15 protein-coding genes and 1 tRNA gene are annotated in these 20,030 nt (G+C 58.0%); 7 read left to right on the forward strand and 9 right to left on the reverse strand.

The features are described 5' to 3' along the window. Positions 1–108: 108 nt before the first annotated feature. Positions 109–2,196 (reverse strand): sulfatase-like hydrolase/transferase, encoded by a 2,088-nt coding sequence (locus CA85_RS14310; protein ID WP_146392001.1) that lies wholly within the window; start codon positions 2,194–2,196, stop codon positions 109–111. A gap of 299 nt (positions 2,197–2,495) precedes the next feature. On the opposite strand from CA85_RS14310, the gene CA85_RS14315 reads away from it, so the two are divergent. Further along, positions 2,496–2,966 (forward strand): PA2169 family four-helix-bundle protein, encoded by a 471-nt coding sequence (locus CA85_RS14315; RefSeq protein WP_146392002.1) that lies wholly within the window; start codon positions 2,496–2,498, stop codon positions 2,964–2,966. A gap of 347 nt (positions 2,967–3,313) precedes the next feature. On the opposite strand, the gene CA85_RS14320 is transcribed toward CA85_RS14315, so the two are convergent. From CA85_RS14320 to CA85_RS14350, 7 genes are all read right to left on the reverse strand, one after another. Then, entirely contained in the window at positions 3,314–6,853 is a 3,540-nt protein-coding gene (locus tag CA85_RS14320) for a hypothetical protein (protein ID WP_146392003.1), read from the reverse strand. Between the two features lie 293 nt (positions 6,854–7,146). Then, a complete protein-coding gene (locus CA85_RS14325) occupies positions 7,147–7,767 on the reverse strand; it encodes a DUF3467 domain-containing protein (protein ID WP_146392004.1) in 621 nt (206 codons plus the stop codon). 53 nt (positions 7,768–7,820) lie between these two features. Further along, entirely contained in the window at positions 7,821–9,254 is a 1,434-nt protein-coding gene (locus CA85_RS14330; RefSeq protein ID WP_146392005.1) for an anthranilate synthase component I family protein, read from the reverse strand. Further along, complete coding sequence (pseG, locus tag CA85_RS14335; protein ID WP_186774947.1) at positions 9,251–10,741, reverse strand: UDP-2,4-diacetamido-2,4,6-trideoxy-beta-L-altropyranose hydrolase; 1,491 nt, start codon at positions 10,739–10,741, stop codon at positions 9,251–9,253. Before pseG ends, CA85_RS14330 begins: the two co-directional genes overlap by 4 nt. Before the next feature lie 5 nt (positions 10,742–10,746). Next, the gene (gene dusB, locus CA85_RS14340; protein ID WP_146392007.1) at positions 10,747–11,769 is read right to left on the reverse strand and encodes a tRNA dihydrouridine synthase DusB; all 1,023 of its coding nucleotides are present in this window, start codon (positions 11,767–11,769) and stop codon (positions 10,747–10,749) included. Positions 11,770–11,814: 45 nt separating this feature from the next. Beyond that, positions 11,815–12,909, reverse strand: coding sequence for a cytochrome-c peroxidase (locus tag CA85_RS14345; RefSeq protein ID WP_246112807.1), 1,095 nt, complete (start codon positions 12,907–12,909; stop codon positions 11,815–11,817). 359 nt (positions 12,910–13,268) lie between these two features. Beyond that, on the reverse strand, positions 13,269–14,195 hold the full coding sequence (locus tag CA85_RS14350) for a GDSL-type esterase/lipase family protein (protein WP_246112805.1): 927 nt from the start codon (positions 14,193–14,195) through the stop codon (positions 13,269–13,271). A gap of 207 nt (positions 14,196–14,402) precedes the next feature. On the opposite strand from CA85_RS14350, the gene CA85_RS14355 reads away from it, so the two are divergent. The 6 genes from CA85_RS14355 to CA85_RS14380 all read left to right on the forward strand — a co-directional run bounded on the left by CA85_RS14355 (position 14,403) and on the right by CA85_RS14380 (position 19,424). Further along, entirely contained in the window at positions 14,403–15,761 is a 1,359-nt protein-coding gene (locus tag CA85_RS14355; protein ID WP_146392008.1) for a Gfo/Idh/MocA family protein, read from the forward strand. Continuing rightward, complete coding sequence (locus tag CA85_RS14360; RefSeq protein WP_146392009.1) at positions 15,758–16,669, forward strand: 3'-5' exonuclease; 912 nt, start codon at positions 15,758–15,760, stop codon at positions 16,667–16,669. The genes CA85_RS14355 and CA85_RS14360 overlap by 4 nt, the downstream gene beginning before the upstream one ends. 270 nt (positions 16,670–16,939) lie before the next feature. Next, positions 16,940–17,010 (forward strand) — tRNA-Cys (locus CA85_RS14365). A 422-nt stretch (positions 17,011–17,432) separates the two neighbouring features. After that, positions 17,433–18,536, forward strand: a complete 1,104-nt coding sequence (locus CA85_RS14370) for a slipin family protein (protein WP_146392010.1) — start codon at positions 17,433–17,435, stop codon at positions 18,534–18,536. A gap of 188 nt (positions 18,537–18,724) precedes the next feature. Then, positions 18,725–19,081, forward strand: a complete 357-nt coding sequence (gene pnuC / locus CA85_RS14375) for a nicotinamide riboside transporter PnuC (RefSeq protein ID WP_186774948.1) — start codon at positions 18,725–18,727, stop codon at positions 19,079–19,081. After that, a complete protein-coding gene (locus CA85_RS14380; protein ID WP_186774949.1) occupies positions 19,029–19,424 on the forward strand; it encodes an AAA family ATPase in 396 nt (131 codons plus the stop codon). Before pnuC ends, CA85_RS14380 begins: the two co-directional genes overlap by 53 nt. Positions 19,425–19,759: 335 nt before the next feature. Here CA85_RS14380 and CA85_RS24960 read toward each other — a convergent pair. Further along, a partial coding sequence (locus CA85_RS24960) for a hypothetical protein (protein WP_186774950.1) occupies positions 19,760–20,030 on the reverse strand: 271 nt, incomplete at its 5' end.

Consider the following 20,030-nt stretch of genomic DNA (forward strand, 5'->3'; position numbering starts at 1 on the left):
CTGGGGAATCGTCGCTTGTTGAGGTCGTCGTCCAGAGGCACTCGGTCGAACGAAAATCTCGCTCGACCTGTCTGCTTGAGGTGGGCAACAACGAGTTCATGGCAGAACTCATTGTTGGTATAGGAGCTTAGCATCCAAGGTTGAGCTATCCAGGCCCGGGCCGCTCAGGCCCACCTGGGGAACCGCACCGGAGCCCTGCCAATAGAGACGCAGCGGGTGCTTTCCAGCGGCCAAGCTAATCTCACCGTCGAGCTGTTCCTGAGACGCTGCGAAGCCCGCATCGAGTACCGTCGCGTCGTGAAGTCGCAATACGGCCGTCACGCCTGCGGGCAGTGAGAACGTGTATTTGCCATCGGTCGGCACTTCGATCAACGCGGTGATCAGTTGCGATTCGTTGGGTTGGATCTGCGGGCAGTCCTCGATGGACTTCGCTTCCCCGCTATCTTTGGCGGACAGGTCATCCAGCCGTGCTAGCCAGGGTGAATTCGCTTCGTAAACTTGCCAGGCCACGCCGGATTTCGAGCCGGAGTCCGAAACGGCGGGCACGGGCTCGTCATCGTAGGGGCGTTTTGCGGATTCATTGGGCCGTCGCATCCGGAGCACCTGGTCGTGCATCTGCTGCTGGATATCGGGATGCTGAGCTGCCAAATCTTTGGTCTGCTTCGGGTCCTCGACAACATTGTAGATCTTGAATGGATCGGCATGGGATTGGACGTGATAGCGTACACCGACCAAATCGCCGAGGCGGATCGCCTGCATTTGTTTGCGGGCCCCGCCGCGCCGTGACTCTTCAAAATCGGAGTAGCCCGGTGTTCGCTGGCCATTGAAGTACTCGACATAGATTTGCGACGTAGCCTGCGTCCCCTGTCCGGTGAGCATGGGAGCGAGTGATGTGCCATCGCAGCGAGCAGGGGCGGGGACGCCCGCGAGTTCGCAAAAGGTCGGCATCCAATCATGGAACTGACTGGGCACTTCGCTGATTCGATTCCCCTCAGCGGTACCGGGCCAGCGTGCTACCGCACCGACTCGAATCCCACCTTCCCAAGCGTCTCGTTTGATACCGTCGAAGGGGCCGAAGGAATGGAAAAACGTGGGTTCGTATCGTTCGGGCAGATAGGACTCGCGACTCGGTCCGTTATCCGTCGTGAACACAACGAGTGTCTCGTCATCGATGGAGAGGTCCTCGAGCAGTTTCAAGAGGTCGCCCAGGCAGTCGTCGATCCGACGCACGTCGGCAGCGTATCGTTTGTAGACATCCGGCCAGGGTTGCTCGGGCGTTTTCGCGTCGTCATCGTGGTCCCATGTTTGCTCAGCGTAGTCAGGATGCAGATAAGTGTCAGGCACCCCATCGGCTGTATTGATCATCCGCCCGGGTTCGCCTGTCCACTGGAGGCCACCATCGATGCCACCACCCTCCGGGTAGGGTGCCGCGGGTAGCTGCAATTTCGCATGAGGGGTATCGAATGCGAGGTAAACGAAAAACGGTGTCTCGGGCTGTTCACTGCGTTGGTCGATAATCCATTTCTTGGCGCGCGCAGTAAACAGATCTGCCGTATAGCAACCCGCCAAATCACTGGAGACCTCGCGGTCATTCTCCCAAACTTCCTTGCCGTCTTCGTTGGGATAGTGAGCATGGCCATCGCGGTGGCGGACGTAGCCGTAGAAGTCATCAAAACCGCGTTTCGTTGGGTAGCCTGGCCAGTCCTTTGGGGAAACCGACTGGCCGGACTTCTCGAGGGCCTCGCGTTCTTGGCGAGAAGGGCCTCCCTGCAGTCCCCATTTGCCAATCGCCGCAGTCGCATAACCCGCACCTTGCATGACGGTTCCCAAGGTGTGATTGTCCTCGAGCGCCTTGTCGAACTGGTTGTCACGGACATTACTGTGGCCCTGGTGCACGCCGAGCAGCAGCGATGCTCGCGACGGTGCACACACCGGCGCTGGACAATAATGCTGGCGCAACTGCACACCTTCGGATGCCATCGCGTCGATCTGCGGGGTCAGATGCCAAGGCTCGGCACGGTCTCCCTTCCTGCGACGGAGGTCCTGGAAAAACACTCCATAGTCACCGTAGCCCAAGTCATCACACAGCACGAATATGACGTTGGGTTGGGTGTTGGCCTCATCGGCACCCTTGGAAAAAACAGGCGTGAACAGCAAACAGATTAACGAGATCGACAATAAACGTCGCAAGGGCATCTACGATTCCTCAATCAAAACAGGCGGCCGGACGGTAGGGTGGGAGGGACCAGCATTCGGCCGGTCCTCTGCCAATTGTAACGAGCCTGGATCGGGTCGGGGTGCTGCCGCCGAAGTTTTCCCCCCATTCCTTCTGACCTGCTTCACTCCGGCAAGCCTCAGGGCCTCAGGAATTCATCCGCTCAACCGCGTACCGGCGGCATGCCGCATTACTGCTCGGCACGCCATTTGCATCCTCTGTACGTCCCTGTCCAACACGCTGCTGGACGTTGTTTTAATTTCATCATGGAGAACCAATCATGCCTCTGGAAACCAAAACCAATCTCAACGAAACGACCATTGCGAAACTGCAAAAATTGATTCGCGCCAACATCGACTCGTACGACGGTTTTCGCGAAGCCGCTGATGAACTCAAGGACAAGGAGATCGCCACGCTGTTCACGGAACTGAGTGATCAGCGATCAGCTATGGCCAGCAAGCTCCAGAAATACATTGAACTTAATGACGAGGACGCGGAGGAAGACGGCAGTGTGGCGGCCGCGACACACCGGATATGGATGAACATTCGGAGCAAGCTGAGCGGCGGCGACGCCTACGCAATTTTGGCAGAAGCCGAGCGGGGCGAGGATCACATCAAAGCCGCCTATGAGGAGGTGCTCGAAGAGACCGCTGGCAGCGCGATGAACGACGTGCTCTCAGACCAATATCGCGCCGTGAAAGCGGGGCACGACAAAGTTCGCGACCTACGTGACTCGCGGAAGAACGCCTAATCGTCCCAACGTAGGTGCGAGACGCCAACGCTTGAAAACGCCCGGCGCTGTCGGGCTCCGCCCCACCGCTGACCTGCAATCCGCGGGCTCTCCCGCGTACTCCGCCAGTGGGCGACCGGCTGAATCGACGCCGACTCGGCAATCGAGACCGCTTCGCGGTCGAAAGTTGATGGCATTGATTGCCGCCCACCGGGTTATGCGTTTCACGCTATTTCGTTGGCAACGAGTAAATCAACAGCCCGCTTACCCGTCTCGGCTAAATCGCGTGTTCGTCCGCGACTGTCCCTCTAGGGACTTGAGCGAATGGCCGTTAGTCGATGCATCTCGATTACCACGCAACAACGCCGCTAGGACGTTGCTCCGGCGAGGCGGTTGAGCATCACCGGGTCGTCGGCTGTTGGGCTCATCGGGTCGAGCCCGATAGTTCCAACGAGTGACTCAATGTAACCATCCGATGCCGCTCGCTTACCTTGAGACTGCGCGTACTGGAGTCGCTCACGCAGCCCAAGCCGTTCTACGGCTTCCTCGTTCTCCTGACGCTTAATGAAGGCTTGCAGGCGCTCCTCGAAAGCCTTCCAGTGAGCCACATCATGGTTCTGTTTCGTACGCAGTCGGCGCTGATACCAGTCGCTAGCGATCAACGTATCGCGATCAAACAGACTGCGGACCTCGGGCGAGTCGATCGTATGACCGTTGTGTTCACCTTTCGTCATGATATCCAGCACGGCCCGCAAAGGAGGGCACGCCAGTTCGTAGCCAAAGTCGTCGAAGTAAGATTGAGACACCCGTGTTTGAGCTTCGGCGATTTGCAGAATGCCGTCCGCAAAAGCATCCAAATCCTGCTTTTCCGGCCGCAATATGGACTCGGGGAAAATTTTCACAGGGTTATCGAAAACCCTCGCCAGGTAGGTCCGCACAAACTTTTGGGTGACACGGTACCCCAGCCGACTGGCGGGAATCAACTTGCCTTCGTGCTCAAAATCTGCGACCTTCTCGAGCATTCCGCTGGCGATGAGCTGGGCGGGATCGCGTTCTTCGGCCGACATCCGGCACCAGACCTCAGGGATCAGCAAGGAGATATCGTGCCCAACTTCGAAATCAGGGCCGATGTGTCCAGCGGGCGTGCTGAATCCACCGAGTTGAGTGAGGACCATCGACACGATGGCCGAGTTCATGTCGATTGCTGGATGCAGGGCATTGAACGGGCCTTTGGTCAGGGCACCTTCGCTACCCGCCCCCGTCGTGCTGGGGCTTTTCCCTGTCAGCGAGCAAACCCAATCCATGATCAATTCGGGCAGCTCTTGGTAATGCAACGGCGAGTAAACCGCCAGTGAGCGGATGCCTGCTTCGCGGTCCGGTGGATTGTTCCGGCGTCCGGACAGCACCGCGCCGACGGGGGTCAAAGCACTCTCTCCGGAGTCGAGCTTCCGGTGCAGCTGCAGGCCACGCATCGCCACGTAGGTGTCGAGCTCCCGCACCATGTCGGGGCGATCTTGAAGATAACGCGGGTTCTTGGTGCGAGCACCGTTGACGATCCGCGGATCCGCGGTGCTGACCACGAAACCGTCTTCGGCACTGGCCGCATCTTCGAGCAGCTGTTCCATCGGGCCGGTGAACTTATCGAACTCAATCGCATCACGCATGATGTCGCGTGCTTGCTCGCTCGTCAGAGGCTCAAAGTTACTGATGAAGTTGTCAGGGCCAGACAGATCCAATTCAGTTTGCTTGTCGAGCCCACGATGGACGGCGTCGTCGGGACGCTGGAATAAACGGTATTCGCAGTTCTCTACGAACTTGTAGCTGCCCGCTTCGCTGATCATCGAACCGAGTGACTGCACACTGCCCGCCGGTACGACGACGCTACAAGAGATATCATCTTCGCGCTGGACCTTGGCCGCCGCAATGAAATCTTGGCGGAGCTTGAAGGTCCGCCAACGCGTATCTTCCAGACCGACTCGCAGGTAACTGCCCACGAGCGTTCGATCACCGAGTTTGAGCTCGTGACCTGGCGAACCGTTGACAATATCGACGCGGAAATGATCTCGCCAACTGCCCGTTACGCCTGATCCGCTGAATCGTTTGACGATCAACGCGATTGCGTAGACGTGTTCCGGTATCGCCCGCAGCCACTCATTGTATTCATCATTGTACTCCGGCGATGGCGTCAGCAGCTGAATCACGCTGCCGAGTGACCGGGACGGGTCGAGGACGCTGCGACTTGGGCGATCGCTGTAGACTTTCGGCCCCTCAGCGCCCGCGGCCCAGCGAGTGCTGTAGTCCTTGGCAAAAATCTCATCGACGAAAGCGAAATCTTTTTCCTGGTCTTTGACGAAGATCGGGCCGTAGAGCATGTAGTCACGCAGGCTCTTGCTGATTTCACTCTTGCCACCACCACTGACCGTGCAGGGCTTGTGGCAGAAGACACCTTCCCCGGTGGTCCCGATCAATCGCCAACTCGGTGCATGGGTATGCTTTTCGAGCTGCAGCTTGTAACCACTCGGCGCGATGTAGACTTGATCGGGCGACAACGGAATCGACTGGGTCGCTCCATCCGCATTCGTCCAGCGAATGTTGCGGTCATGCAGGGACGCGAACGCACTTTCAGGGATGTACAAGACTTCAGGGAAATTCTTGTCGATTCCGTATCCTTCCTTCTGCACGTCAACGAAATCACTGTATCGCTCGGCCACATCGGCAAACGTTTGACCGTTATACAGACGGCTGTTGACCTGGAAATGATCGCCGAGTGAATACGAAGCGAATGCCAGGGCACCCCCGGCGTGCTCTTCCTCAGCTCCGCCCATCAAATTGGCAGCGAAGCTGAGCTGAGTCTTCACTTCTTTCTTGCAGTAACCGTAATAGTTGTCCGCGATCAGTGTCACGATCACACCCGAATCGTCGCGGCAGGTCAGTTTGAACGCAGAGCCGTCGTTGTACAGCTCCGAGTCGTCTTTCCAGCACATTCCGTCACGGCGTTGTCGCTCGGTTGCGTCGTCATAGCGAGGCAGCCCCAGTTCCTTTTTGGTCAGCTTAACCAGATGCGTCGCTAGAATCACACAGCCGGTGTGACCGCTCCAGTGCCGTGCATCGAGTCCCGCGTCCGCACCGGCAACAAGTGGGTCGCCAGCATTGCCGAAAATCGACTCGACAAAATCGAGGTTACTGCAATGAACCCCCGGTGCAAAGAAACGGGTTTCCATCGTCTTCGATTCACTGACACCCGGGACTTCCGGCGCGACGAGCGGGCGCAACATCAACGACACCCACGTCCGAGCTGGATCGGGCGATCCGCTGGTGTAAGGAAGTTCGAGATCCGAGTCGGGCGGATTCATCGCTGCGGCAAACATCTTCACGAACACGGACTTCGGCACCGCCCGTTTGTCGTCTGGAATCGGCAGGCTGCCTTCGACCACGTGGAATGTGCCCGCCGTCGTGCGGCGGTCAGACTTCGGATTATTGAGCACACCGTTGAAACAACGATAGGATTTGACGAGGTCATTCTCAAAGTTGTTCTTGCCCAGCGGCAAACTGAGTTCGCGAGCGAGACCGTGGCGGTCGAGTGAGAGGGATCGCGAGGGCAACTTCAGCGATTCCGTCTCCGAACAATCGGCAAAGTACCGCTGCAAAAAGTCTTCAATCCGACCATCGATCGGGGGTTGGATTTGACGCAGAATCGAATTTCGCTCCCGGAAACTCACCAGCAATTCGCGGGGGAGAGCCGATTCCGGCTGAGCCTGGCCCGACTCATGCGGTGGCGTCAAACCAGCCATCGCAAGCTGAAACGTCAGATAACTCTGCCGGCGCTGACGCTCGGCTGGCGAAGACGACAATTCCGCGTCCCAACCTACAGTTCGTTGCAGTTCAGCTGAATCACGAAGCAAGGACATGGAGCGGCCTCTCAAAGATGGTATCGATAGTAATCAGTAGCGGCAGAACCGGCGCGCAGCAGATTTCCGTCGCACCGGTAGCTTAGCAAAATGACGAGAAAGTGACAGCCGTCTGCTCGCGGTGGGCCGACCCCCTGCGGCACTCGCAACCGCTATCGGCTGATTAGGGCGGTCAAGATCCTGTCCTGGCATGGCCATGGCGTCGGACCGCAGGCGACCACAGACGACCACAGACGGGAAATCTCCGTGGCGCGAGTATTCGCCGCAACTGCCCGGCGGCTATCACCGCAAAACTATTGTTCACCCTCGGGTGGCTCGTCGGGACCCCCAGTCGCCTCCTCGTCGAGTTGCTCTGGCGGCGGGTTGCGACGCTCCTGCAATTGCCGAATCGCACCCTTGAGCGAATCGAGTAGCCGGGGGACCTGACCAGCGGATAGGTAAACACGGGCGCTGACGGCGGACTGCGGAAAGAAATTGGTTAGGAAATCCAAGCCAAACTCTGTGGCACCGTGACCGATCATCACGCCCGTCGCATAGGCTCCTGAAAGTGTTTCGTCAGGAAGTTTCAGGTCGTCATAGAGCTCCTGTGGCGAAGGGCGACGCTGCTCGGGATCGGGATTGGCCGAGGGGCTCGACGGCTCACCGAATCGGCTGCGGTAGATATCGAGATTCGTCTGCAAGGCCTCGACGAACTGCGGCATCACCGGGTGCGGGAGCACCACCCTCGCTGCCACGCGGTGTGGCCGTCCAACCGTTTGTAAAAAGTCGATGATGAATTCGGTCGGCCCTGTCATCACGATCGCGCCCGTACTGAAGCTACCACCGGCGACATGATCGGGAATGCGAGCGCGCAAAGCGGGGTTCTCATCCGGCGAAGGCTGGTCGGGATGCGGTTCGGGATGGTCGGAATTCATAGAGCACGGCCAAAGAGGAGGCGGGAGGGGAGTCTCCGGTAGTCAACTTTAATCTAGCCTGCCGCCTCGATTGCTTCGAGGAGGCTGGCCGCCTTGACCCAGGTTTCTTCCGTTTCCTCCTGAGGATCGCTCCGCGCTGTGATGCCGCCACCAACGGGGAACTCCCATGCCGCAGAGCCGTCTTCGCGAAGCCGCTCAGTCACCGTCCGGATCAAGATATTGAAATCTGCTGCGCCGCTGAGGCTGACATAGCCCAGCGATCCACAGTAAGCCCCCCGAGGTCGCTTCTCCAGTCTCGCGATGGTTCGCATCGCCTCCACCTTGGGAGCCCCGGTGATGCTGCCACCAGGAAAACAGGCGGCGAGCAAGTCGGTCATGTCTGAGTCCGGGCAGAGCACGCCACGTACCGTTGAAACGAGATGCTGGACTCGCTGGTACGACTCGAGTTCACACAGGCCGGTGACCTCCACACTTTGGTCCTCGCAAACTCGCGAGAGGTCATTTCGCATCAGATCTACGATCATGATGTTCTCGGCTCGATCCTTTTCACTGGCGAGCAACTCACCTCCCAGCCGCGCGTCCTCGCTCTTATCTCCGGTGCGACGCACGGTGCCCTTGATTGGACGCGTGACGACGACCCGCTGGCCTTCCTCAATGCGGACCTGCAGGAAGCCCTCAGGCGACGAACTGAGCACTTGATACGCACCGCAATCGAAATATGCCGCATAGGGAGCGGGGTTGACGAGCCTCAATCGCTCATAAAGCGACTTTGCTGGACACGTCGCCCGGCGGGTCAGTGTCTGGGCAAGATTCACCTGAAAGGTGTCACCCTCGCGGATGCCTTCGATGATCTCAGCCACGCTGCGCGCAAACTGCTCATCGGTGAAGTTGCTGGTTACCCCCGCGGACGAATGCGGGTTCGGTGGAGCAGCGGAATCAGGTTCGCAAGGATCCGCTGCGATCCAGCCCATGACTTGGTCTGCTCTTTTCGTTGCACGCTCTCTATCGATCTCGAATGTCTCGCTCAATCCCGTGCTGAGCAACCACACTTGCTCCAAGCGGTGGTCTACCGCTATTGTCCAGTCGTACAACCCCAACGCCATGCCGGGAATCTCTGGCGGCACCTGTTCTGGCGGCGGCCGAAGTGCCGGTTCGAGCCACCAGGCCGCTTCATAGGCAATCATCCCCACGAGGCCGCCGCAGAACGGAGGCAGCGTTTGAGTATCGAGTGGGCGATGCTGCAACCCACGGCACCACTGACGCAGCAACGGCCATGGGTCGGGTGAAGTCATGTCAGCGCGACACCACGCCACCGGGTCCGCCGTCAGAAACGAATATCGCCCCCGGTCATGCTGATGATCCGACGCCGAGTCCAACCATACGCAGTAGGGAAGATGTCGCAGCCGGCGGAAAAGTTTTACGAGGTCGGTCTTGTGGTCTTGATCCAATTGGCGAACGACTGGGATCACCTGCTGCGCCATCGTCATTGCTCTTCGCTTCGATATTGATACGTCTGATCGAGTTGGGTTCGCTTCCAACCAAGCCTTTCGAAACACTTCGCTGACGCTACGTTGGCTTGCTTCACCGTGGCGACGAAGTCGTGCTCGCCCTCATTTCGCATCGCTGCGATCCCGAGCCGCAAGATCTCTCCGCCGAGTCCACTACCGCGTGCCTCGGCGGCTACAGAAAAGCCAAGTTGCCACTCTCGATCAGGTGTCAGCGACATCCGCACCTGCCCGACCGGTTGTTCCCCCCGTATCGATAAGAACAAGCGTCGATCATCGCGAGCGATCTGCTCGCAAAACCATTCGCAGTGCTCCTCCCAAGCGATCATGCTGCTCTGCAGTGAGTTATTACGTACCGTCGGATCGTTCGCCCAGTCGAAATACAGACGGCAATCAGTCGCAGTTGCTCTCCGCAGCCAAACCCCTGATCCCATCGCCGAGGCGATCCGATCGGCTCCATAGCCATCAACCCAATTTCGAAATCGATTGAGGTCACCAGCTTCGGTGGTGAGTGACTGCACGAATTCCTGGAGACTAGCGATGTCAACCTGCTGCGGATGCCCCAATCCGATCGCAACCTGATGCTCAACGAGCTCGTCATAGATGGGCTGTTGATTTTCCGCGATCACGATAACCGCCGCTGGTAACCCGAAGTACATCCATTCCCAGCACGAACTGCCGCCCGCTGTGAGGACACCGTCGGCCCACTGATACTGTGCGGGCATGTCGTCGACACCGCTGAGAATCTCGACCTTGTGCGGTGACAAATCTGCGTGTTGCTGCAGGGCTTTATGATGTGGATTGGCCATGCCCACCAAAACACGCACATCGATCGGCTCGGTGTCCAGACGAGCAAGAACCTCAAGAATCTCGCCAGTGACATTCTCAGCATCACTGCCACCGAGAGTGACTAGCAACCGGCGAGGTCGATCGAGCAACCCTTGCCCTTCCGTCGCCTCTCTTGCAGTTACAAACTCCCTTCGCAGCAATACGTACCGTGTGCCGAAAAGGCGTTGGCAATCCCCAACATCGCAGCGATAAGGTTCTCGCGAAGCATGAGGATTCTGGTTGACGATTCGGTCCGCGGACCACTCGCGGCAGTAGTCGAAATCGGTCACCATCGTCAATCGCAGCGACGCTCGGCGAATCGCCGTTTGAAACTCGGATGTGAATCCATAACCGTCAGCAACCACCCACGTCGCGCCAACGTGATGAGCCAAATCAATCGTGCTCCGCTGATCGGTGGCTCCTGAAACGATGGCGGCCGCGTCGAGGTGGTGCAGCACAACGGCTTCGGCGGCAACACGTTGGGCCAACTGGTGAGGTAGCGTGTGCGAGAGCAGGTGCACTTGCCCACCACGCCGCTGCCACGCCTGGGCTAAGGCTAGCATGCGCATCACGTGCCCAGTACCGGCATGGACGGAGGCATCGGCTCGAATCAGGAGACTAGGCGTGGGCGCGTTTGGCACTCCATTCAATCCGCGGGGCTGAGTGGAAAATGTTCTTCCACGACGGCATAGAACTCGGCCTCCGTGGACACCTTGGCCACGTGGGTCCGAAAGTGTCGAGCGCCGCGTTTGCCCTGGGCATAGCAGCAAGCGTATTTGCGCATCAATATTGTCGCTTTCTCTTCGCCGAAACGATCGACCACCAACCGATAGTGATGCAACATCACATCGCGTTGTTGAACCATGGTGGGTTCGGGAGGGATGGGCTCGCCTCGCAGCGCCGCTGCGGCTTGTGAAAACAGCCAAGGACGCCCGAGGCACGCACGTGCAATCATCACCGCATCGACATTGTACTTTTCGAATGCGGTCACGACTTTTTCAGGACTGTCGAGATCGCCGTTACCGATCAGCGGGATGTTTTTCAGGTGCGCCTTGATCTCGCTGATGCGGTCCCAATCGGCATGGCCACGGAACATGTCCGCAGCCGTTCGGCCATGGACCGTCAAGGCAGCCGCACCCGCCTCTTCGACGACGCGTGCGATCTCGTCACAATTGATGTTCTTGGGATGACAACCGAGCCGAATCTTGGCCGTGACGGGAGTCGGCGCGCAAACCTGAACGAGCTGGGAAATGATTGCATGCATTCGCTGCGGTTCGCGGAGCAGGTAGCTGCCACTATGGGCTTTCTCGGTGACCTGGCGAACCGGACAACCAAAATTGATGTCCACGACACTGACACCGTACTCTTCCACCAAACGCGCGCCGACCTTGGCCATGGTAGCAGCATCATTGTCCCAGATTTGAACCGCCAAGGGGCGAGGCTCATCCGCCACGCCCCACAGGCGATCCGGGTGCTCGGCTTCGTGCTCGTCGAGCCACACAAAACCGCGCGCATTGACCATCTCGGTAGCGAGCAAACCCGCACCGCCGAATTCGCGGACGATCTGCCGGAAAGCGGCGTTGGTAAACCCGGCCATCGGCGCCTGCAGAATAGGCGGGTCGATGGTCAGGTTGCCGATCTTCAGCGGGGCGATGGCGGTAGCGGGCATGGTGGGCAGGATGATCCGAAAAGTGAGGTAGCGGTGACGACTACCTTACCGGTCAGCCGGCAATCGTCCAGTCTCAATGACAGGGAAATCACTGGTCAGTCCCTGAACCATGAACTCAACCAAGTCGGCTTTCTCGGTGTCGGTGAGGTTCAGTGGCTTCATTTTGTCGCTCAGCCACTTGTTTGGGTGCCCGCCTTTGTCGTACCACTCGACCACCTCCTCGAGCGTCTTTTGGCTGCCGTCGTGCATGTAGGGACCAGACTCCGACGCGTTTCGCATCGTCGGGGTTTTGAAAGCACCACGGTCCTGCTCCTCACCGGTAACGACGAACCGACCGAGATCTGGTTCATCGGTGTCCATCCCCACGCCGATGTTATGGAACTGTTCATCGGTGAAGTTTGCACCCGCGTGACATACCGCACAGTTCGCCTTGCCGAAGGAGAGCTCCATGCCGCGGATAGACGACTCCGTCATCGGATTCTTGGCCGCCTCAGCCTTGAGCTGATTGTACTGCTCGGCGAGCTCGGGTTCTTCGTCGAGGTACTCGAGGTCATCAGCAAACGCCTTCTCGAACGTTGCCAGGGGAACGTAATAGTCGTACGGGGCGGGGCCGGTCACGATCGCACGCTCAAACGTCGCAATGGCTTTGCCAACGTTATCAATTGTCACGCCATCAGGAAAAATTCTCTCAAACTGAGTCCGGTATACAGGGATCGCTGCGAGCGTCTCGACGCAGTCATCGTGGTTGCTCGCCATCTCGACAGGGTTTTCGATCGGCCCCACCGCCTGTTCTTCAAGCGTTGCGGCACGCCCATCATGGAATTGATGCTTGCTCAGTATCCGATTGAACGAAACCGGTGAATTGCGATTCCCTGTTTGATCGCGCACACCCACCCCAAATTGAGTGTCTGCTGCCCAGCCAAACTCCGGGGCATGGCAAGATGCGCACGAGATTGAACTGTCCGATGACAGCCGGGGATCAAAATAGAGCTGACGTCCAAGCTCGATTTTGGCGCGGGTCATCGGGTTGTCCTCGGGAATGAAGATGTTGCCCGACGCAGCATCGAGTCCGCGCGGCAATTTCACGTCCAACGCTGCATGGTTCTCCGGGCGAGCCAACCACCGCTTGGCTTGCTCCATCGTCAACGGTCCCTCGCCGGGGACCCCCTCGGTCAGTGAGGGGTCGCCCAGGTTCGCCTCCTCGGTCGGTACGCCCGCCGACTCGGTCTCGGCAGCGGAAACCTGTGTGCTTGGCGAGAACCAACAGCTCAGACCAACGACGAGGGCAATATTAACGAGGTTCAGACGGGGGCTCAGCGACTGAGTCTGCTGAGAATGGATTTGCATGTTCATGGCAGTAGTGATTCAGACAAAGGCGGGAAATCGGCGGGATGCTCATTGGAAATCGCGCACGGCCCCAGGCCAACCTGAGCCCCGTGGCGACGAAGCTATTCTAAACCAAGAACTAAGCGGCTGCATCCATGTCTACCTGCCCTCGCCTATTTCCCCTCGATGGCAGCGCCACTGACCTCTTGCTGCGAGGAGGATTTCGCTGACGCAGTTGCTGGGGGAGTGGCGCCTCCTAGAACCTCGTCGAGACGCCGGCGAATAATGTCAGCCCAAATTTGATATCCCGGCTCATTCTGGTGAAGTTGGTCCTGCCGAAACAACTCCGGCCGCGCCACGTCCTGGTCATCGAGGTAGTACTGAGCCGTACTAACGAACGATACGCCTGGGTGAGTCAGCGCAATCTCACGCATCATCGCGTTGAGTTCGCGGATCTGTGGCCACACACCCCACCGCGATGGCGTGGGCGTCACCTCGACTAGCAAGACCGGGGCGTCGGGCTGGTGTTCTTGAGAGACCGCGATCACATGCAGCACCATCTTGCGCACCGCGTCGACGGGGCGATCTGCGTTCGAGCCGGTAATATCATTGGCGACGAACACGACGAGTGCTCGGTACTCATGTGGACTGACCAACCGTTTAGCGAATACGACGAGGTCGCTGTATCGAGCGCCCCCATACCCCCGGCGGATGATCGGATAGGGAGCTAGCATCTCGGCAGCATCTTCCCACAGTCGGATGCTGCTACTGCCCATCAACATGACGGCGTTCTCAGGGTCATCGTGTGTTCGATCGAGCCGTTCTAATCTCGCGATCTCTTTCTCCCATCTCGCGATGGCTTTCCCCCGATCGGCTGGCGAAAGGATCCCCTTCAGTTCTGGTTCCGTGGCATTGCGAGAAGACTCCGAAATATTTTTTTCTTGAGCGCAGAGCTCTGGCGAGGCGTTGACGAACACCGCGAGCAGACCTGCCACGACGAGCGAGAACGCTGCGGGAGCGTTTAGCGGTCGACAACTCGCCGGTGCTCCATGCGGTAGGGTGATCGGATGGTCGAAACCGGATTGGGATTGCATTGCCATGATGGTCCAGCTTGAAGGATTCACTGCGAGGAAATGGGTGATGGCGAGCTTGCTGCACGATTGCCCTCGCCATTTTACTTTGGTGTAGAATACCAGACAGATTCTTTAAGGTGGTCTCTTGTGGTGCGGTCTTCCTCTGTGACGCCCGCTCGCGGCGACCCCCTTCCCGCCTCAACACCTTCCCTTTCCACACACACGCGTAAATCTATGACAAACCAACCGAGCAATCCTGAATCGCCGCAGCCTCGTGCCAATGAGAATCGGCGTGACTTCCTTCGCAACCGGGTTGCGACTTCAGCGATCGCTGCATCGACGCTCGCGATCTCATCGAGCGCTTCGGCCGCCGAGACAAGCAGCGAGGAATCAACTAAGGCCGACTCCAGCCAGCACATTCGCATTGCCTTGGTCGGCTGCGGTGGTCGTGGAACGGGAGCAGTCAACGACTCGCTGACCATCAATGAGAACATCACGCTCGTCGCTCTGGCAGACGTCGATCCCTCGAAATGCGAGCGGACACGACGTGGAATGAGCAATCGCCACGGCGATAAGGTGAACGTTCCCGACAGCAAGATGTACGTGGGACTCGACGCTTACAAACAAGTCCTCGCCGATCCTGATGTCGACGTCGTGCTCTTGGCCACGCCTCCCGGTTTTCGCCCCTATCATCTTTCCGATGCAGTCGATGCTGGGAAACACGTATTCGCCGAGAAACCGACTTGCGTCGATCCGGCTGGATACCAAGTCTGCTTAGATGCCCACGAGCGTGCCGTGGCAGGCGGTACCGCAATCGTGACGGGAACCCAGTACCGCCGCCAATCGAATTACATCGACGCGGTCCAGAAAATTCGCGACGGCGCGATTGGCGATATCGTCAGTGCGACGACCCGCTACTGCTCCAATTCGATCTGGTTCAAAAACCGAAAACCCGGAATGAGCGAACTGGAATACCAACTATATAACTGGATGCACTTCGTCTGGTTGTCCGGCGACCAAATTACCGAACAAGCCGTTCATAACATCGACGCGATTAACTGGGTGATGGGCTCTCCTCCAGAATCCGCCTACGGCGCCGGTGGTCAATTCACCCGTCCCGAAGGCAGTGAAATGTGGGACAGCATGTCGGTGGATTACGTCTATCCCGGCAACCGTGTCGTCTCCTTCATGTGCCGGCAAATTCCCAACACGCAAGGTGATAACGGTAGCGTGATCTACGGGACCGAAGCGAACATGCACATCGATGCCATGAGCGGCGGTTCGCGAATGGTTGACCGCCAAGGCAAAGAGATCTGGTCCGCCTCGGGCAGCATCGCCGACGCCTACAAACAAGAGCACAAGGATCTCATCGATTCGATCCGCGCTGGCAAACCGATCGTCGAGCTGAAGCAAACCGCCGACAGCTCTTTGACCGCCGTACTCGGCCGCTTGGCAGCCTACACGGGTCAGAAAGTTACCTGGGATTTTGTGACCGATAAATCGACTCTCGATCTTTGGCCCAAGAACATGGAGACCGAAGGCGTGCCACCATCGGATGGATGCGTCATCCCAGGCAGAACGAAGCTTGTATGAGCCAAGCGAATTGTGACGCCGTCGCGCATCTAATCTTTGATGTCGAGAGCATCGCCGACGGAGAGTTGATCGCCGCTGTTCGATACAGCGGTGAGAAGCTTTCCGCCGACGAAGCGATCGAGAGATACCAAGCCGAAAGGTTGGAACAAACCGGTTCGACCTTCATTCCGCATACCTTCATGGTCCCGATCTCGGTCGTGATCGCCAAAGTGACTGCGGATTTCCGGTTGCTCGATATCAAGTCGCTCGATGAGCCTCACTTTCGCCCTCATGTGATGACCAAGCATTTCTGGCAGGGCTGGGAAGCCTATCAGATGCCCCAGTGGGTGACCTTCAATGGACGATCCTTCGATATTCCACTGATGGAACTCGCAGCTTTTCGATTCGGACTGTCGATCCCCAAGTGGTTTGACGACAGCGGCTACAAATCTCGCCGAAACCGTTTTAGCACCGGATCGCATCTCGATCTGCAAGAACTGCTTACGAACTTCTCCGCCGCCCGTTTCAACGGCGGCTTGAACCTCGCCGCTCAATCGCTCGGCAAGCCCGGGAAGATGGGCCTCAGCGGCGACCAGGTCCAATCCTACTATGACCGGGGTGACTTGAAGGCAATCAGCGACTACTGCCGCTGCGATGTCCTCGATACCTACTTCGTGTTTCTGCGTAGTATGGTTCTCACCGGTCGCGCCAGCCTCTCCCAGGAAACCGAGCTTGTGGATCAAGCCAAAGCGTGGATCGTAGAGCAAGCCGAGAGCTGCCAAGCCTGTGCGGACTACATGGACCATTGGTCGGAGTGGACCAACCCTTGGCAACTCGACGAAGACGAAACGCTCGCCTCCGCCACACACCCGGTCGATCAAGCGGACCCGCAGCCACAGGACGCCGCGAGCAACGAATCGCCGCAGTAAGGGACCTCTCCGGTGGTGTTCGCTCCGCTCAAACCGCCGGCTGTTTTCTGAAATGCCTTTGGCATGCAGAAGGTTGTCGGTATCTGGCAGGGCAGCGGCCGAGCATCTTCTCGCCAATTATCGCGAACATCGCCAGCCAAATTGCCTCTAGGTCAGTGCGATCGGCCGATGTGAGTTCCGGCGGCGCGGTTTCCTCGCGGCCTTGCGATTGGTTTTCCGTGTACCGCGAGTTCCCTAAGTCTTAGGGTGGGTTCTAAACGTGCATCGGTCGCAGTAGCTCAGTGGATAGAGCATCAGGCTGCAACCCTGACGGTCACGGGTTCGACTCCCGTCACGCACCAACGCTTTGACTGAGAGGTCAAAGCTCCCGAGCGCGAAAGCGTTCACCATGAAGCTGGCGGGCATTCGGTTGCCTCGCTGAATCGGCCTTCGGCGACGCAATAGCAACTGCTGGCGTGTCGTCCTCGGCAGCACCCGAGCATCGCCTTGCAGGAATGCAGCGCGAGCTTTCACGCGAGGTTGTCAGAAACTGAAAACGATTCCAACCGATGACGCTGTCTGCGGGCGGCCGAAATTCGGCGGGGGTCCGATTCAGCGGATGACAGTCAAGCTCGATCGTTCGTAGCGTTTCTCCGTGAATGTTCTGTGTGATTCCGGCGAACAATCGTTTGCCCAAAAGCCTCCTTCTTCCACCTCAATCCGAAACGATGCCGCCTGCGAGTCGGCTGTGAATCTCGCCGCTATGGTTCAGGAGAACCTTCTTATGTTGTTCAAAAAAATACGTGTTCGCAGCCACGAAGTCGGGCTGAAACTCCGTGATGGCGAATTCGTCGGCTTGCTCGCTGCCGGAAAGCACTTCGTATTCCCTCGCTTCGGCAAGTACCACGTTGAAGTGGTCAGCAAGCGTGATCCGTGGATCTTTCATGAGCAACTCGACGTCATCGTAAAGTCGGGCGCTTTGGCCGATGCGGCAGAGGTCGTGGACCTGCGCGATCATCAGCGAGCCCTGGTGTGGATCGACGGTCGTTTCAGCCGCGTGCTCGGTCCTGGACTCTACGCGTTCTGGACCGGCGTTCGCGATGTCTGCGTCGAAACGGTTACGATCGAGAACGCACGACTCGAGCACAGCCAGCTCGCATCGATCGTTCGCGGCGGCGATGCGGTCCGATTCCTCGATGTGTGCAAAATTGACCGTGATCACGTGGGCGTGCTGTTCTTGGACGGCCGTTACGTCGATCAACTTGATCCTGGTTTGTACGCGTTCTGGAAAGGCGCCGGAGATGCTCGCGTGGTTGAAATCGACACGCGTGAATCGCAAGTCGACGTGTCCGGCCAAGAGATGTTGACGGCGGACAAGGTGTCGCTACGGATCAATGCGATGGTGACTTACATCGTCCATGATGCTCGCCGCGCGGTCAGTAGCTCGGATGACGTGCGTCAGTCGATCTACCGTGAAACGCAGCTCGCGCTGCGTTCGGCGGTGGGGGGTCGGGATCTCGATCGCTTCCTGAGCGGTAAGGATGATCTGGTCGAGGAACTCGAGCAGAGCGTTCGCCAGCGGGCCAGCGTGCTCGGCCTGGAAGTCGTCTCGGTAGGAATCCGCGACGTCATCCTGCCAGGCGACATGAAGGACTTGATGAACAAGGTGACCGAAGCCAAGAAAGCGGCCGAGGCGAACTTGATCGCTCGTCGTGAGGAAACGGCAGCTATGCGTAGCCAGGCCAACACGGCCAAGCTACTCGCCGACAACCCCACGCTGATGCGATTGCGGGAACTGGAGGTGCTCGAAAAGATCGCATCGACGGGCAATATGAGTATCGTGCTCGGCGAGAAAGGACTCGCCGACCGCGTTGTCAATTTGCTTTAAACCAGCCGGTCAACCGAAACCAAAACGCCCGCGACAGAGCAATCCGTCGCGGGCGTTTCGTATTTTCGGGTACAATTCGAATCATGAAGACATCCCAGAAAGCCCGTCTTGCCCCGCCGTGCGGATGAACTGATGGCATCTTGTGATTTCCCCGAAGAACAGAAAAGAGTGCCATAGGATTTTATGCTGTGAACTGGATCGAACTGACCGCGACCGGATTCGGGTTTCTGTGCGTCCTGTTGACGATTCGCCGAAGTGTTTGGTGTTGGCCCACCGGACTGATTCAGGTTCTTCTATTCCTCGTCGTTTTCTACGATGCAAAACTGTATTCGGATCTGTTGCTGCACGTCATCTACGTCTTCCTGCAGTTCTATGGATGGTACTACTGGACTCGTCAAGATGCGCGTGAAGAGGAACTGATCGTGAAGTCGCTGGCTACTTCTTGGCTGGCTTTCTCGATTGCGGTATCCGTCGTCGGAACGATCGCGTTGGGTGGGGCCATGGCTCGGTGGACAGCTAGCGGAGATCGCAGTGGAGCATCGTGAGCGTGAAGACGAAATCCTTTTGGATGCCAATCGCTATCTGTTCATCGATACGGACGCTACCACCACCTATCAGTTCTCCTATGATTATCACGCAGAGGCTCATCCGATCGTCAGTGCATTGGCGGATCAATGCCGTGATCGGTATCAGCTCTGTTTTGTTTGCGACACCGACATTCCCTACGATGACACCTGGGATCGCAGCGGCGAACTTCACCGCGAGGACTTTCAGGCAAGGATTAAATCGGATCTCGTTCGCCGTGAGATCAGCTATCTCAGTCTCTCAGGCACGCTCCCGTGCCGCATGAACCAAGTCATCGAAACACTCAAAGGATTGGACATGTGAATGAGGACCGGCTCCACCCCGCCATATTCGCAAGTGCTCACAACGCCCCAGTGGAAGCCAACCTCCGCCTGCACATCGATTGGCTTGCAGGGCTTGTCGGCTTCCTCACTGTGACAGTATTCGAATGGGCCGGCGCCTACGCACGTCGGGATGCCCCCTTCCGCGTGACTCTTTTCAGCCGGCCGCGGTGGGTAGCGGTGGGTGCCCACTGCTAAGGAACGCAGGAGTAATAAGTGGCATAGTGGACGAGGCGACGAACTGTCAGTTGCCCACAAGTATCCCGTTAGGGATTTCAGAGAATAGCCGTAGGTCAGCGCAGCGCCACCTCATAGGCATCAAGTTAAGCAGTACTCGAGGAGGTTTGGGTCGGCGAGCAACTCCATTGTTCCTGGTTTTGCCTTGCGTTTGGTTCTTTGGCAACGACGTCGGACGCGGGAGATGAGACGATTGAAAAAATCCACCAGTTGAGCACTCGATGCGTTGAGGTGACTGGCGATTTCCGCCGCCATCTTCGCAATCAGTGATGCCAGCTTGGCGAAACTAATCGCTGTCGCTTCAGGCCATCCGATGATAACGATCAACCAATGCTGCAAGATCGCAGCGCAA

The sequence above is a fragment of the Allorhodopirellula solitaria genome (assembly GCF_007859855.1).
Classification (GTDB): Bacteria; Planctomycetota; Planctomycetia; order Pirellulales; family Pirellulaceae; genus Rhodopirellula; species Rhodopirellula solitaria.